This window comes from Pseudomonas jinjuensis, from assembly GCF_900103845.1.
GTDB classification, from domain to species: Bacteria; Pseudomonadota; Gammaproteobacteria; order Pseudomonadales; family Pseudomonadaceae; genus Pseudomonas; species Pseudomonas jinjuensis.
The window spans coordinates 172,946-188,348 of sequence record NZ_FNIJ01000011.1 but is presented as its reverse complement, the minus strand read 5'-3'; the positions used below and the strand labels follow the sequence as shown (position 1 = coordinate 188,348).

Sequence of the window (15,403 nt, the reverse complement as noted above, 5' to 3'; positions counted from 1 at the left end):
GGGCGGCTGGTTGGAAGGTCGGGATGCAGTCGCCGGTCCTTTCGCGCGCCCGTCCTCCTCGGCCAGGCACGCGAAGATCCGGCTCCGCTCAGGCGATGTTGCGCGAGTGGTTTTCCCAGTAGGGCTTGCGCAGGTCGTTCTTGAGGATCTTGCCCACGCTCGACAGCGGCATGGCCTCACGGAATTCCACGCTGCGCGGGCACTTGTAGCCGGCGATGCGTTCGCGGCAATGGGCGACGATTTCCTCTTCGCTCGCCGAATGCTCGGGCTTGAGCACGATCACCGCGTGCACCGACTCGCCCCACTTGTCCGAGGGGATGCCGATGGCCGCGCACTGCGCCACGGCGGGATGGCTGGAAATGGCATTCTCGACCTCGGCGGAATACACGTTCTCGCCGCCGCTGACGATCATGTCCTTGAGGCGGTCGACGATGTAGACGAAGCCTTCCTCGTCCATGTAGCCGCCGTCACCGGTATGCATCCAGCCGTCCTTCAGCACCTCGGCGGTGGCTTCCGGCTTGTTCAGGTAGCCGAGCATGACGTTGGGACCGCGCACGGCGATCTCCCCTACCGAGCCGCGCGGCAGCTCGCGGGACTCGCTGTCAACGATGCGTATTTCCACGCAATTGATCGCCCGACCGGCCGAATACATCTTGCCGCTGGCCTGGTGTTCCGCGCAGTGGTACTCGGGGTCGAGCAGGGTTCCACCGGTGGTCAGCTCGGTCATGCCATAACCCTGGAAGAACCGTGCAGCCGGGAATGCCGCCCAGGCACGATCGAGCAGCGCCGGGGAAATCGGCGAAGCGCCATAGATGATGTTGCAGATCGACTCCAGCTCCACCCCGGCCCATTCCGGACTGGCGTCACGGGCATCGAGCAGCATCTGGATCATGGTCGGTGCCAGCATCAGGTCGCACACGCCTTCGCGGGTGATGGCCTGCAGGGCCGCCTCGCCGGTGAATGCCGGGAGGATCACATGGACCCCACCCGACACCAGCAAGCTGTACATGGCGGAGAAATCGGCCAGGTGGAACATCGGCATGGCATGCAGGAATGCCGTGCCGCACTTGAAGAAGCCCCTGTTCTGGGAAGCCAGCGAGGCGAAGGCCAGGTTGTTCTGGCTGATCATCACGCCCTTGGGGAAACCGGTGGTGCCGCCGGTGTAGAAAACGCCCAGCAGCGCGTCGCCGCTGCGGCGCACATCCTCCACCGGCTCGGCGGCAGCGATCAGTTCCTCGTAGGACAGCATGCCCTCGGGGGTCTGCTCGTCGCCGGCGTAGATCACGTGGCGGATGGTCTTCGCCTGCTGGGCGATGACCCCGCCCATGTCCTTGAACGTATCGTCGACGACCAGCATGCTCGACTGCGAGTCATCCAGGGAGTAGACGATCTCGGCGACGCTCCAGCGCGTATTGACTGGGTTCAGCACACCATCGCCCCACGGCACGCCCAGGCTGTACTCGATGTAGCGTTGGGAGTTGCGCGAGAGCATGGCGATGCAGTCGCCGCTGGCCATGCCCAGCCCCTTCAACGCGCCGGCCAGCCGGGCGACGCGCTGGCCGAGCTCGGCGAACGTCACGCTGCGCCCCTGGCTGCGAATGGCAGTGGCATTGGGGCGCTGCTGCATGTGGCGGTGTAAACCCTGGGTGATGTACATCTGAACCTCCACTCTTGTTGTCATTGGCGGATGCGCTCTGTGTTCGCCGCATGCAACGCCTGATCACTCATGCCCTCTGCGGGCCTTCAATCGACGGCTGCAGCCAATGCCGGCGATTCGGCCGATCGGCTGCGGGCCAGTAGTCTTCTCTCGGCTTCGCCACCGCGACGGTAGGCATGGCAGGTGCCGATCACCCATTTGTTGCCGGCGAACTCGCTGGCCCGGTCGACCGCCGCCCGCTCCCTCGGGGTGCCGTAGGCGAGCATGGAAACTGTCTGGTAAACGGTAGTCGCCATCGGACCGAGCAGCTCGGTCAGGTGGGTACAGCCCTGCTCTCCTCCCACGCGTTCGAGCAGCCGCTTCTTGAAGCCTGGACCGATACGCAGCCCCTTCAGGGCCGCGTAGGCGCCGTTTATCTGGCGGCAGAACGGCGTCGGGCCAGCCTCGGTGACTGCCTTCAGGTCATGGATCACCAGGTCCCGGTCGACCGTCATGATCATCAGCATCTGGTGCACCGGCTGGTTGGCGGAAATGCTGCTGAACAGCAGGGTGGTGTCGTACGACTTAGTGTCGCGCAGCCGTCCTTCGAACTCGAACAGGCCATCCTCGCGCAGGTAACCCTCACAGCTGACCTGCCGGGTGTGCAGCAGGCGCCGCCGCTGGTTTTCCGATGCGTGTTCCGCCATCGCAGTCTTCTCTTGTAGCTGGCAGGCTGACGACAGCCCGCTGGTTGAAAGGCCTTCCCTGGCGGTGTGGGCGGCGCTCTCGTGGCTGAACACCGCCCTGATCCACTGTTACAACGACCGACCGACCAACTCGCGCTGGATCTCGTTGGCGCCGCCGTAGATACGCGCGACGCGGGCGTCGGCGTACATCCGGGCGATGGGGTACTCGTTCATGTAGCCGAAACCGCCGAAGAACTGCAGGCAACGGTCCATGACCTCACCCTGGCGCTCGGTCAGCCAGAACTTGCCCATGGACGCCAGCGTGGTATCCAGGCTGCCATCCACCCAGCGCTGGATGATCAGGTCGACGAAGGTGCGCGAGGCGACCACCGTGGCCTTCACATCGGCGAGGGTGAAACGGGTGTTCTGGAAGTCCAGGATCGCCTTGCCGAAGGCTTTGCGTTCCTTGGTGTACTCCACGGTCAGCGCCAGGGCTCGCTCCATCTGCGCGACGGCCTGGATGGAGATTTCCGCGCGCTCGTAGGGCAACTGCTGCATCAGCTGGTAGAAGCCCTGCCCCTCGGCGCCGCCGAGCAGGCAGTCGGCCGGTACTTCGCACTCGTCGAAGAACATCTCCGAGGTGTCCTGGCCCGGCATGCCGATCTTGTCCAGGCACTTGCCACGGATGAAACCGGGGGTCCTAGTATCGACGATGAACAGCGAGATACCCTGCGAACCCTTGGCTTCCATGTCGGTCTTGGCGACCACGACCACCATGTCGCTCAGCTGGCCGTTGCTGATGAAGGTCTTGGAGCCGCTGATGACGTACTTGTCGCCCTTCTTCACCGCGCGGGTACGCACGCCCTGCAGGTCGGAGCCGGTGCCCGGCTCGGTCATGGCGATGGAGCAGATGCACTCGCCCGAGGCGATCTTCGGCAGCCACTGGCGCTTCTGCTCCTCGGTACCGCTGGCGAGGATGTAGTGGCCGACGATGTGGCTGATGCTCAGCGCAATGCTGGCCGCGCCACCGTAGGCCAGCTCCTGCAGCATCACGGCGTAATGCGCCGGGGTGCCGTCGGCGCCGCCGTACTCGGACGGAACGTCGGGCAGGATCATGCCCATCTCGCCACAGGCCAGCCAGGTTTCGCGGTCGCCCTGGTGCTGTGCGCGCCATTTGTCCTCGTTCGGCGCCATCCGCTCACGGACGAAGCGGCGGATGCTGTCGCCGAAAGCCGACAGGTCGTCGGTCATCCAGGCGGAACGGTAGTTATCCAGTTGCATGACGAATTCCTCTCAGGTCACACGGTGCCCAGGCCGCCACCGCAGACCAGGACCTGGCCGGAGACGAAATCGGACTCGGGGATGCAGAACAGGTAGACGGCGCCGGCGGCTTCCTCCGGGCTGCCCGGGCGACCCAGCGGGCACATCATCTTGCTCGCCTCGATGGCGGACTGCTGGATGCCGACCTTGATCTCGCGGCCCTCGATGTTCACGGTCTTGCTGTTCTCGCCGGCCAGCGCCTGGGTCATGCGGGTCTCGATATGGCCGAAAGCGACGGCGTTGACGTTGACCTTGTGACGGCCCCACTCCTTCGAGAGGGTCTTGGTCATACCGAGGATGCCCGACTTGGCGGTGGAGTAGTTGGTCTGCCCGGCGTTGCCGGCGGCGGCGACGGAGGAGATGTTGACGACCTTGCGGTGCACGACCTTGCCGGCAGCGGCTTCCGCCTTGGCGGCGGCGCTGATAACCGGGTAGGCGGCACGCAGGATGCGGAACGGAGCGGTCAGGTGGCAATCGATGATCGCGTACCACTGCTCATCCGACATCTTCTGGATCACGTTGTCCCAGGTGTAGCCGGCGTTGTTGACGATGATGTCGATGCCACCGAAGTTCTGCACGGCGGTCTGCACGAAACGGTCGGCGAAGTCGACGGCGGTCACGCTGCCCACGCAGGCAACGGCTTCACCGCCGGCAGCGCGGATTTCCGCGACCACTTCCTCGGCGGGCGCCTGGTCCAGATCGTTGACCACCACGCGGGCGCCGTCGGCGGCCAGCTTCAGGGCCACGCTGCGGCCGATACCACGACCGGAACCGGTCACCAGGGCAACTTTACCTTCGAGCTTTTTCATTGTTCCTTACCTGTGTTTTCTTGTTCGGTTGTCTGCTTCAGCCGTAGGGCGGGTGCAACCCGCCGGGCCGGAGTGGCCACCTGGCGGGTTGCACCCGCCCTACGACTTGTTCGTATGGGATATCAGGCCAGCGCCACCACGGCTTCGCCGACGATCTTGGGTTCGCCGTACTGGTTGGCGCACTGGATTTCCAGGCGCACGCGCTTCTCGCCGTCCGCTTCGAATTTCTCGGCGACACGCCCGCTCAGGTGCGGGATATGGCCGATCTGGGTGATGCCGGTGAAGCGCACCGCGATCTTGCGGATCTGCGGCTGCGGCACCCAGCTGGTGAGCAGGCGACCAAGGTAGGCGGCGGAGAGCATGCCGTGGGCGAATACGTCCGGGACGCGCGCCTTGCGGGCGAAATCGATGTCGATGTGAATCTGGTTGTGGTCGCCGGAAGCGCCGGCATAGAGCGCGAGCATGGTGCGGTCGACCGGACGCAGCTTCATCAGCGGCAGCTCGTCGCCAACCTGCACATCGCTGTATTGCGGAATATTCATGGCCATTTCCTCAGCGCTGGACGAGGGACGAGCGGAGATCGGCAATGTGCTCGCCGTCCTGATTGGTGATGCGGGTTTCCTGGACCACGAACTGCAGCGCCCCACCCTTCTTCTCGTACACGTCGGCGATGCGGGTATCGAAGGTCAGCACGTCGCCGGCGAAGGCCATGCGGTGATAGGTGAACTCCTGCTCGGCATGCAGGATGCGGCCGAGGTCGAAGCCCATGACGTCCTCGACGATGGCCTGTGGATTGCGGCCTTCGCTTTCCAGGCACAGCAGGAAGGTCGGCGGTACCGGCAGGGATTTGTAACCGGCAGCCCTGGCGGCGGCCTCGTCGCTGTAGATCGGGTTGGTTTCACCGATGGCCTTGGCGAAGAAACGCAGGCGGCCCTTCTCCACTTCGCTGGTGGTGGTGCCGGTGGATCGGCCGATCAGGCTCTTGTCTGCCATTTCGGTTGGCTCCTGTTGTTGTCTTGAAGTGGCGCGCCCTACCGGGCGCGCGTGTCGTGCCTGATCAGCCGCGACCGTAGAGGGTCACGACACCGGCGCCGCCGAGGCCGAGGTTGTGCTGCAGGGCGAGCTTCACGCCTTCGACCTGACGGGCCTCGGCGGTGCCGCGCAGCTGGTGGCTCAGCTCATAGCACTGCGCCAGGCCGGTGGCGCCCAGCGGGTGGCCCTTGGAGAGCAGGCCGCCGGACGGATTGACCACCACCTGGCCGCCGTAGGTGTTGTCGCCATCCAGGACGAACTTCTCGCCCTCGCCCACCGCGCAGAAGCCCAGGCCTTCGTAGGTCAGCAGCTCGTTGTGGGCGAAGCAGTCGTGCAGCTCGCAGACGCGGATGTCTTCCGGACCGACGCCGGCTTTCTCGTAGACCTGCTGGGCAGCCGCATGGGTCATGCCGGTGCCGACCACGCTGATCATCGACGGCGGCTCATAGGCATCGGGGGTGTCGGTAGCCATCGCCTGGGCGAGGATGGCCACGTCGGTGCGCAGGCCATGCTTCCTGGCGAAACGCTCGGATACGAGGATCGCCGCAGCGCCGCCGCAGGTCGGCGGACAGGCCATCAGGCGGGTCATCACGCCTTCCCAGACCACCTGGTCGGCCATCACGTCCTCGGTGGTGACCACCTTGCGGAACACCGCCAGCGGGTTGTTGGCCGCATGGCGGCTGGCCTTGGCGCGGATGGCGGCGAAGGTTTCCATCTTGGTGCCGTACTTCTGCATGTGTTCGCGACCGGCGCCGCCAAAGAGCATCAGCGCACCCGGCATGCCGGCGCCTTCCGGGAAGACTTCGGAGGCGGCGCGATAGGATTTGCCCATGGTCGGTTCGCGATCGGTCCAGAAGCTCTTCAACGCACCCGGCTGCATCTCTTCGAAACCGAAGGCCAGGGCGCAATCCACCGCCCCGCTTTCCACCGCCTGCCGGGCGAGGAACAGCGCGGTCGAGCCGCTGGCGCAGTTGTTGTTGACGTTGATCACCGGGATACCGGTCATGCCGACTTCATACAGGGCAGACTGGCCGCAGGTGGAGTCGCCGTAGACATAGCCGGCATAGGCCTGCTGGATCAGTCTGAAATCCAGGCCGGCGTCCTTCAGTGCCAGGCGCACGGCCTCGGCGCCCATCTCGATGTAGGACTTGCTCGCGCCGGGCTTGGCGAACGGGACCATGCCAACGCCAACGACATAGGTTTTCTGCGACATCTTCTTCTCCACGCTCAGTTGACAGTGTCCCGGCTGGCAGTCGAGCCGGGTTTATTGATGGATCAATGGTTGCGCAAGCGGGGGGTGGTGTATCCCGCCCATGGGGAGTGGCATGGAGTGGGTTCGAGCACATGTCTCGTAGGTTGGTGCTGAGCTTGCGAAGCCCAACATTGCCGTCGTTGGGCTTCACTGCGTTCAGCACCAACCTACAAGAGCTGTTGCCCCCGCCAGAAATAAAAAAACCGCCGTGCACGAAGCACGGCGGCGCTCGAAAAAGTCGATCAGAGAGTGCGGGCGATCAGCTCGCGCATGATGTCGTTGGCACCGCCATAGATGCGGGTGACACGGCAGTCGATGTAGTGGCGGGCAACCGGGTATTCGAGCATGTAGCCGTTGCCGCCGTGCAGCTGCAGGCAGGCATCGACCACCTTGGAGTACAGGTCCGAACACCACATCTTGGCCGCGGCAGCTGCTTCGGTGGTCAGCTTGTGCTCCAGGCAGAGTTCCATGCAGCGGTCGACATAGGTCTGGCCGATGACGATCTCCGCCTTCAGGTCGGCGAGCTTGAAGCGCGAATTCTGGAAATCGATGATCGGCTTGCCGAACACCGTGCGGCCGCGGGTGTAGTCGATGGTGCTGTCGAGCACCGCCTGCGCTCCCGAGATGCAGGAGATGGCGATGGACAGGCGCTCCCAGGCCAGCTCCTTCATCAGCTGGTAGAAGCCCCGGCCCGGCACGCCACCGAGAACGCTGCTCTTCGGCACACGCACGTTCTCGAAGAACAGCATGGTGGTGTCCTGGGCATGCAGACCGACCTTGCGCAGCGGTTTGGACTTGCTCAAACCGGGGCGATCCGCCTCGACCAGGATCAGCGAGATGTCCTGGGAGCCCTTGCCGCTGTTGCCGGTCTTGGCTACTACCACGATGACGTCGCAGTTGGTGCCGTTGGAGATGAAGGTCTTGGCGCCATTGATGACGTACTCGTCACCCTCGAGGACCGCGCGGGTCTTCACCGCCTGCAGGTCGGAGCCTGTGTTCGGCTCGGTCATGGCTACGGCGGAGATAATCTCGCCAGTCGCCATCTTCGGCAGCCACTCCAGCTTCTGCTCTTCAGTGCCGAAGTTGTTCAGGTAGCCGGCGCAGATGTCGTGAATCCCGAAACCGTTCAGGCCTGTGGTATTGGCCAGTCCGATCTCTTCGGCAACGATCATCGAGAAGCGCCAGTCCAGGCCCAGGCCGCCATAGGCTTCCGGGGTAGTGGGATTGAGCATTCCCAGTTCGCCGGCCTTTCTCCAGATTTCGCGCGGCACGCGGCGGTCCTCTTCCCACTGTTCATGGTGCGGCATGCACTCATCGGTAAGGAATCGGCGGACGGTACTGCGGAACTCTTCATGTTCGTGGCTGAACAGCGTGCGTGGAATCATGTCGGCATTGCCCTCTGTATATCGACTGGATCGTGCCCGCTCGGATGGCGGCGACTCACCCAGGCAGGTTAGGGACATGGCCTTGCACGCAGACCACTCCGTTGGAGTTGGCCGGGGGTGAAAAAAGACTGGGGTGGACCTGCTCCTGCAGGGAGTGGTGTACCGCCCCACTCCGAAGGAAGGGATCGGTAACGCGCGGGTTTCGCTTAACTAGCGAACGCCCGATCCACCGACCCCGGACATTCCAATGAGCAGCCTGATCCGCTATCGCATCGAAAACGACCTGGCCCTGATCGGCCTGGCACGCGCGCCCGTCAACGCCCTTGGCCAGCCGCTGCGCGCCGCCCTGCTGGAGGCCATCGAATGTGCCGCTGCCGATCCTTCGGTGCGCGCCATCGTCCTGCATGGCGACGGACTGCCGTTCAGCGCCGGCGCCGACATCGGCGAATTCGGTAGCCTGGCCAGTCTCGCCGCACCCTTCCTGCCCGATGTGCTATTGCGCATGACGCGCCTGGACAAGCCGCTGCTGGCGGCGATCGGCGGTGTCGCCATGGGTGGCGGACTGGAGCTGGCGCTGGCCTGCGGCTATCGCATCGGCGAGCCCACGGCACGCCTTTCCCTGCCGGAAATCAATCTCGGCCTGCTGCCCGGCGCCGGTGGCACCCAGCGCCTGCCACGGCTGATCGGCGTCGAGCCGGCGCTGGAAATGATGATCTCCGGCCAGCCCGTCGATGGTCGTCGCGCCCTGGAGCTGGGCCTGCTGGACCGCGTCAGCCACGATGGAGAGAACCTGCTGGATGCGGCCTGCGCCTTTGCCCGCGAACTGCTCGCCCATGGCGCCCCTGCGCGCCGGCCGGAGCCCTGGACGAACCCGGCAGACAGCATGGCCGACGACTTCATCGAGCGCTATCTGGCCGACAACGAGCCGCGCTGGAAGAACCGCCAGGCGCCCTATCGGGTACTGGCCGCGATAGAGGCCGCCTGCACGCTGCCGCTGGACGAAGGCCTGGCCTGCGAGAGCGAGCTGTTCAGGCAGGCCGAGAGCTCCGCGCAGTCGGTTGCCCAGCGCCATGTGTTCTTCGCCGAACGCGAAGCGGGAAGGATTCCGGGAGTGGATGCCACTACCCCGCTCCGCCCGATCCGCAAGGTCGCGGTGATCGGCGCCGGCACCATGGGCGGCGGCATCGCCATGAACTTCGCCAACGTCGGCATTCCGGTGAAGCTGCTGGAGCAGAAGGCCGAGGCGCTGGATCGCGGCCTGGCGCAGATCCGCAAGAACTACGAGATCAGCGTCAAGCGCGGCAAGCTGACCGAAGCGCAGCTGGAGCAGCGCATGGAACTGCTGCAGGGCACCCTCGACTACGCCGACCTGGCCGACGCCGACCTGGTGATCGAGGCCGTGTTCGAGAACCTGGCGATCAAGCAGCAGGTGTTCCGCACCCTCGACGAGGTGTGCAAGCCCGGCGCGATCCTCGCCAGCAACACCTCGACCCTCGATGTCGACGCCATCGCCGCCGTCACCCGCCGCCCGCAGGACGTCATCGGCCTGCACTTCTTCAGCCCGGCCAACGTCATGCGCCTGCTGGAAGTCGTGCGCGCCCGGGAAACCGCCCCCGACGTGCTGGCCACCACCCTGAAGATCGGCAAGCGTATCGGCAAGATGCCGGTGGTGTCGGGCGTGTGCTTCGGCTTCATCGGCAACCGAATGCTCGAACCCTACTCCCGCGAGGCCCATCGCCTGGTGCTGGAAGGCGCCACCCCGGCGCAGATCGACAAGCTGCTCACCGACCTCGGCCTGGCCATGGGCGTGATGGCCATGCACGACCTGGCCGGCATCGACGTCGGTTACCTGGTGCGCGAGTCGCGCCGCGAGGTCATTGCCCATGACCCGAGCTACTGCAAGCTGGCCGACGAACTCTACGCACTCGGTCGCTACGGGCAGAAGACCAATCGCGGCAGCTATATCTACGAAGGCCGCGAACGCAAGGAAGACTACGAAGTGGTCGCCCTTGCCGAGCGTATCTCCGGCGACCTGGGCATTCCGCGCCGCCCCGTTTCCACGCAGGAGATCCACGACCGCTGCCTGTTCATGCTGATCAACGAGGGCATCCAGCTGCTCGACGAGGGCATCGCCCTGCGCGCCAGCGACATCGACCTGGTGTGGATCAACGGCTACGGCTTCCCCGCCCATGTCGGCGGCCCCATGCATTACGCCGAACAGCTCGGCCTGGACACCGTTCTGGCTGGCATCCGCCAGTACCGCAAGCAGCTCGGCGAGTACGGCGAGATGTGGTTCCAGCCGGCGCCGTTGCTGGAACGCCTGGTTGCCGCTGGCAAGCCCCATATCGAGAAGATCTGAGTCAACCGCGCCCTTCTCTCCTCTCTCTCTGGGAGAGAGGACTAAAACGCCCACAGGACATCCCCATGAAAGAAGCCGTCATTCTCTCCACCGCCCGCACGCCGATTGCCAAGGCATACCGTGGCGCCTTCAACAACACCCGTTCGCCAAGCATGAGTTCCTTCGCCATCCGTGCCGCCGTAGAGCGTGCCGGTGTCGATGCCGGCGAGATCGAAGATCTGGTCATGGGCTCCTCACTGCCCTCCGGCACTGCCGGCTGGAACCTCGGCCGCATGGCCGCGCTGGCCTCCGGCCTGCCGCTCAGCGTCAGCGGCCAGACCATCGACCGCCAGTGCGCCTCCGGCCTGATGGCCATCGCCACCGCTGCCAAGCAGATTATGGTCGACGGCATGCAGGTGACCATCGGCGCCGGCCAGGAGCAGATCAGCCTGGTCCAGCAGTGCAGCGTCGAATGGGCCATGAGCGAGCGCGACGAGCAGGTGACGCGCCACGCCGAGCACGCCTACATGCCGATGCTGCAGACCGCCGAACTGGTAGCCAAACGCTACGGCATCAGCCGCGAAGCGCAGGACGCCTACAGCCTGCAATCGCAGCAGCGTACCGCCGCGGCCCAGCGGGCCGGGCTGTTCGCCAACGAGATCGTCCCGGTCACCGTCACCAAGCAGACCGTGGACAAGGCTACCGGTACGGTGAACCTCGAAGAGGTCACCCTTGGCCAGGACGAAGGCAACCGTCCGCAAACCCGTCTGGAAGACCTGACCGGCCTGAAAAGCGTTTTAGAAGGCGGCTGCATCACTGCTGGCAACGCCAGCCAGCTGTCCGACGGCGCCAGTGCCTGCGTGCTGATGGACGCCCGCCTGGCGGAGCAGCGCAACCTGGAGCCGCTGGGTCTCTATCGCGGCATCGCGGTAGCCGGCCTGGCGCCAGAAGAAATGGGCATCGGCCCCGTCCTGGCCGTGCCCAGGTTGCTCAAGCAGCACGGTCTGACCGTCGACGACATCGGCCTCTGGGAGCTCAACGAGGCCTTCGCCTGCCAGGTGCTCTACTGCCGCGACCGGCTTGGCATCGACAACGACAAGCTCAACGTCAATGGCGGCGCCATCGCGATCGGTCATCCCTACGGCATGAGCGGCGCGCGCATGGTCGGCCACGCCCTGCTGGAAGGTAAACGACGCGGCGTGAAATACGTCGTGATCACTATGTGCATCGGTGGTGGCATGGGCGCCGCCGGCCTGTTCGAGGTGCTTTGATGGAACGGAACATTTTCTCCCTGGTCGGCAAGACCGTGCTGATCACTGGTGCGTCCAGCGGTATCGGCGCTCACTTCGCCCACACCGTAACCGCCGCCGGTGCTCGCGTGGTGATCGGCGCGCGGCGGGTCGATCGCCTGCAGGTACTGGCGGCGGAACTGCGCGACAAGGGCGCCAAAGTGCTGGACGTGGCAATGGACGTGACCAGCCGAGACAGCGTCGAGGCGGCTTTCGATGCTGCCGAGGCGGCGTTCGGCGTGGTCGACGTGGTGGTCAACAACGCCGGTATAGGCAACGGCCGGCGCGCGCTGGATATCAGCGAGGAAGACTGGCGCGCCATGCTCTCGACCAATCTCGACGGCGTCTGGCGCGTGGCCCAGTGCGCGGCGCGGCGCATGGTCAAGGCCGGGCGCCCGGGCAGCATCATCAATATCGCCTCGATCCTCGGCCTGCGCGTCGGCATGCAGCTCAGCCACTACTGCACGGCCAAGGCCGGTGTAGTCCAGCTGAGCAAATCCCTGGCGCTGGAACTGGCACGCAGCAACATCCGCGTGAATGCCATCGCTCCCGGCTACTACAAGACCGAGATCAACGACACCCACTTCGAAACCGAGGAAGGCATGGCCTACATCCGCCACATGGTGCCGATGCGCCGCCTGGGCCAGCTGGAGGAACTGAACGGCCCCCTGCTGCTGCTCGCCAGCGAAGCCGGCTCGTTCATGACCGGTTCGGTGCTGGCAGTGGACGGCGGCCATCTGGTCAACTCACTGTAGCCGGCGGTATGGTCCGCCCTCCTCACCCCGGGCCGGGCGGACCATCGGCCTCAGGAGCCGCGCGGAACGCGCTTGCGGGCGATGATGATCGCCTCGTAGCGGCTGGATACCCCGAGCTTGGAGAAGATGTTGCGCAAGTTCCACTTGACCGTCTGCAGGCTCAGGTTCAACGCCAGGGCGATGCGCTTGTTGGACATCGACTGTTCGAGCAGTTCGAGGATTTCCAGCTCGCGCCTGGTCAGCAGCGGCTCCTTGGTCTCGGCCCCGCCGACCTGCGGCTCGACCTCGTCCTGCTCCGTCTGCACAGGCTGCCGCCGGGTGAGTTCCTGCAGGTACGCCGCCAGCTCCTTGTCGGCCGGGATTTCCAGGCGAGTCAGCAGTCTGCGCAGCGGTTCGCCTTCATCCAGCAGCGTGCGCAGCATGCCCATGCGGTAAGCGCCGGCCAGTACGCTCTGCGCGCGCTCCAGCGACTCCTCCTCGCGGCCGAGCATGTCGAGGACGAGGGTGCGGAGGATTTCCGCCTTCAGCCGCCAGCCGCTGCGGGCATACTCGCGCGCGGGCCCCTCGATTTCCGAAAGCGCCCGCAACGCCAGTTCGGGCTGCTGCCGCGCCAGGGCCAGCCGGGCTTTCGACAGCGCGGTGAGGACGGCCACTTCCGCCTGTGCCGGCGTCGGTTCGAGCGTCTCGCGCGGCAGGTCTTCCAGCGCCGCCTGGATGACTTCCGCCTGCCGCCAGTCGCCGCTGCGCAACAGGATGCGCAGCCGCTCGGCGAGCATGGCGGCGACGCCACGGTGCAATCCCAGGTCGCGGAACTGTTCCTCCTGCCGGGACAGATACTCCAGTGCGCTGCGCGAAGACTCCTGCAGCAGCTGCAGGCGCGCATGGCTCAGGGCCGAGCTGATGCGGTACTCCGGCACCGCGAAACGCAGGATGTCCTGGCGATTGGCGAGGACCTCGCGCGCCTCGTCGATGCGGTCGAGCTCGTAGTACGCCTCCCCGAGGATCGCCGCGCAGTTGCAGGCGCTGACCGAACGCCGGCCATGCACCTGCTCGGCCTGGGCGAGCACCGTGGAACAGCTGCGCTCGGCCTCCAGCACGTTGCCCTCGAACAGCGCCATCTGTGCCATCGAGGCCGCGCCGATCAGCGCCATTTCATAACTGCTCGAACGCAGGCAACGACCGGCCGGCGAGTTGAAGTAGCGGCGTGCCTCGGCGTACCGCCCGAGACTGCTCAGCGCGCTGACGGTCAGGCAGGCGCATACCTGGGCGAGGAACGGATTCTCCAGGGTCGTGCCCATCAGCGGCTCCAGCAGCGCATGGGCCTCGGCCATGTCGTCGTGCTGGATTGCCAGGGTCGCCCGCAACAGCGCCACCTGGTCCTGCCATTGCGGCGTCAGTTGCGCGTCAACCAGCGCGGCCAGCCAGCTCTCGGCCCTGGCGGTGCGAGAGGTCAGCAGGCAGCTCCAGATGCCCATGATAAGCAGGTCAGGATGCTGGGTGAGCAGCAACAGCGGAACATTGTCGAGCCAGCGGATGAACTGGCCGAGATGGCTGACGCTCTTGTACGACGGCTGCGAGCGGTGCAGCAGCTCGACCAGCAGGTCGAAGTCTTCGGCGAGCAATGCATGGCGCATGGTTTCGGCGACCAGTCCGGCCCGTTCGAACCACTCCGTTGCCCGCCGGTGCAGCAGTCGCACGTCGGTGCCCGAGGCAACCAGGCGCTTGGCGAGGAATTCGTTGAACATCGGATGCAGGCGCAGCCACTGGTAGTCCCCCGGCGCATCGACCGACTGCAGGAACAGGTTGCGCGACTCGATCGCCTCGATCATCGCCTCGGCCTCGGACACGCCGGTGACATGGGCGGCCAGTGGCGCATTGAAGCGCCGCAGGATGGAGATCTTCTGCAGGAAATCCAGCAGGCCGGCCGGCAGGTCGGCGATCACGTCTTCCGCCAGATACTCCTCCAGGCCCTGGCTGCTCGCCTGCGGGTTGATCGACCCACCCCGGCGCCGCGGGTTGGCCTTGCGCGAAATCGACAGCAGTTGCAGACCGATGGGCCAACCGTCGGCCTGGTCGTGCAAGGCATGGGCCGTATCGACGTCGATCGCGCTGTCCAGATGGGTCTTGAGGAAGTCGTGCGACTCGTGGAAATCGAAGGCCAGTTCCGCGCCCTCCACCTCGCACAGCTCGCCCATCGCCCGCAGGCGGCCAAGCAGCAACCCCGGCATCTGCCGCGAAGCGAGGGCGATGTGCAGGTTGTGCGGCGCGCCTTCGATCAGCCCTTGCAGCAGTTGGGTGATGCGTGGGTCGCGCGCCTGCTGGAGGTCATCGAGCATCAGGTAGAACTCGCCGCTGGTCCTGGCCAGGGTATTGATCAGCAGCGACGACATCATGTGCATCACATCGCTGCCTGCCTCCTCATTGAGCGGCAGGAGATTCTCCTCCAGCGACACCCCGACCTGCTGCAGCGCACCGATCAGGCTCAGGCAGAACGTCTCCAGCTGACTGTCGTCCTGGGACAGCGACATCCAGGCCACGGTCGCCCCGTCGGTGATCAGCGCCTGGCGCCACTGGGCGAGCAGGATGGTCTTGCCGAAGCCGGCGCCAGCGGTGACCAGGAACAGGCGGTTCTGGTGCTCGGCCTGCAGCCGCGCCAGAAGATTCCTGCGCGGGACCGACTGGCTGCCAATGCGCGGCGGGGAGAACTTGGTGCTGACGAGCAGTGGGGAGGTCGGATTCATCTGAACTGGGAACTCCGGGATTGCGGGAACTGGCTGGCGGGGTGGGAACGATGTTTTCACTTGAACGGTGGGTCACCCCTCACTCCAGCCCTGGCTGCGCGCCCCGCTCCAAGGGAGAGGGGACTATTCGGCGTCAGGCGAAACATCGCACTAATCGACA

Annotated in this window: 12 protein-coding genes; 3 read left to right on the top strand and 9 right to left on the bottom strand. The window is 65.4% G+C overall.

The window, feature by feature from the left end; genetic code table 11:
• Positions 1-88: 88 nt before the first annotated feature.
• From BLR75_RS17045 to BLR75_RS17010, 8 genes are all read right to left on the bottom strand, one after another.
• Positions 89-1,657 carry a long-chain-fatty-acid--CoA ligase gene (locus tag BLR75_RS17045; RefSeq protein WP_084311241.1) on the bottom strand — a complete coding sequence of 523 codons (1,569 nt, stop codon included), beginning with the start codon at positions 1,655-1,657 and terminating at the stop codon, positions 89-91.
• Positions 1,658-1,743: 86 nt separating this feature from the next.
• The gene (locus BLR75_RS17040) at positions 1,744-2,436 is read right to left on the bottom strand and encodes a DUF2889 domain-containing protein (protein WP_245726162.1); all 693 of its coding nucleotides are present in this window, start codon (positions 2,434-2,436) and stop codon (positions 1,744-1,746) included.
• Between the two features lie 15 nt (positions 2,437-2,451).
• Positions 2,452-3,603, bottom strand: coding sequence for an acyl-CoA dehydrogenase family protein (locus BLR75_RS17035; RefSeq protein ID WP_084311239.1), 1,152 nt, complete (start codon positions 3,601-3,603; stop codon positions 2,452-2,454).
• Positions 3,604-3,620: 17 nt separating this feature from the next.
• Positions 3,621-4,451 carry an SDR family NAD(P)-dependent oxidoreductase gene (locus BLR75_RS17030; RefSeq protein ID WP_084311238.1) on the bottom strand — a complete coding sequence of 277 codons (831 nt, stop codon included), beginning with the start codon at positions 4,449-4,451 and terminating at the stop codon, positions 3,621-3,623.
• A gap of 122 nt (positions 4,452-4,573) precedes the next feature.
• The gene (locus BLR75_RS17025; RefSeq protein WP_084311237.1) at positions 4,574-4,993 is read right to left on the bottom strand and encodes a MaoC family dehydratase; all 420 of its coding nucleotides are present in this window, start codon (positions 4,991-4,993) and stop codon (positions 4,574-4,576) included.
• 10 nt (positions 4,994-5,003) lie between these two features.
• Complete coding sequence (locus tag BLR75_RS17020; protein ID WP_084311236.1) at positions 5,004-5,444, bottom strand: MaoC family dehydratase N-terminal domain-containing protein; 441 nt, start codon at positions 5,442-5,444, stop codon at positions 5,004-5,006.
• 64 nt (positions 5,445-5,508) lie between these two features.
• Positions 5,509-6,696 carry a lipid-transfer protein gene (locus tag BLR75_RS17015; protein ID WP_084311235.1) on the bottom strand — a complete coding sequence of 396 codons (1,188 nt, stop codon included), beginning with the start codon at positions 6,694-6,696 and terminating at the stop codon, positions 5,509-5,511.
• 281 nt (positions 6,697-6,977) lie between these two features.
• Positions 6,978-8,120 (bottom strand): acyl-CoA dehydrogenase family protein, encoded by a 1,143-nt coding sequence (locus BLR75_RS17010; RefSeq protein WP_084311234.1) that lies wholly within the window; start codon positions 8,118-8,120, stop codon positions 6,978-6,980.
• A gap of 247 nt (positions 8,121-8,367) precedes the next feature.
• Between BLR75_RS17010 and BLR75_RS17005 the strand changes: the two genes are divergently transcribed.
• The 3 genes from BLR75_RS17005 to BLR75_RS16995 all read left to right on the top strand — a co-directional run bounded on the left by BLR75_RS17005 (position 8,368) and on the right by BLR75_RS16995 (position 12,502).
• Entirely contained in the window at positions 8,368-10,479 is a 2,112-nt protein-coding gene (locus BLR75_RS17005; protein ID WP_084311233.1) for a 3-hydroxyacyl-CoA dehydrogenase NAD-binding domain-containing protein, read from the top strand.
• 65 nt (positions 10,480-10,544) lie between these two features.
• On the top strand, positions 10,545-11,729 hold the full coding sequence (locus BLR75_RS17000; RefSeq protein WP_084311232.1) for an acetyl-CoA C-acyltransferase: 1,185 nt from the start codon (positions 10,545-10,547) through the stop codon (positions 11,727-11,729).
• Complete coding sequence (locus BLR75_RS16995) at positions 11,729-12,502, top strand: SDR family NAD(P)-dependent oxidoreductase (RefSeq protein WP_084311231.1); 774 nt, start codon at positions 11,729-11,731, stop codon at positions 12,500-12,502. Before BLR75_RS17000 ends, BLR75_RS16995 begins: the two co-directional genes overlap by 1 nt.
• A 50-nt stretch (positions 12,503-12,552) precedes the next feature.
• Here the strand turns inward: BLR75_RS16995 and BLR75_RS16990 are convergent, their stop codons facing one another.
• Positions 12,553-15,243: a winged helix-turn-helix domain-containing protein gene (locus BLR75_RS16990; protein WP_084311229.1), complete on the bottom strand. Its 2,691-nt coding sequence runs from the start codon at positions 15,241-15,243 to the stop codon at positions 12,553-12,555.
• Positions 15,244-15,403 lie beyond the last annotated feature (160 nt).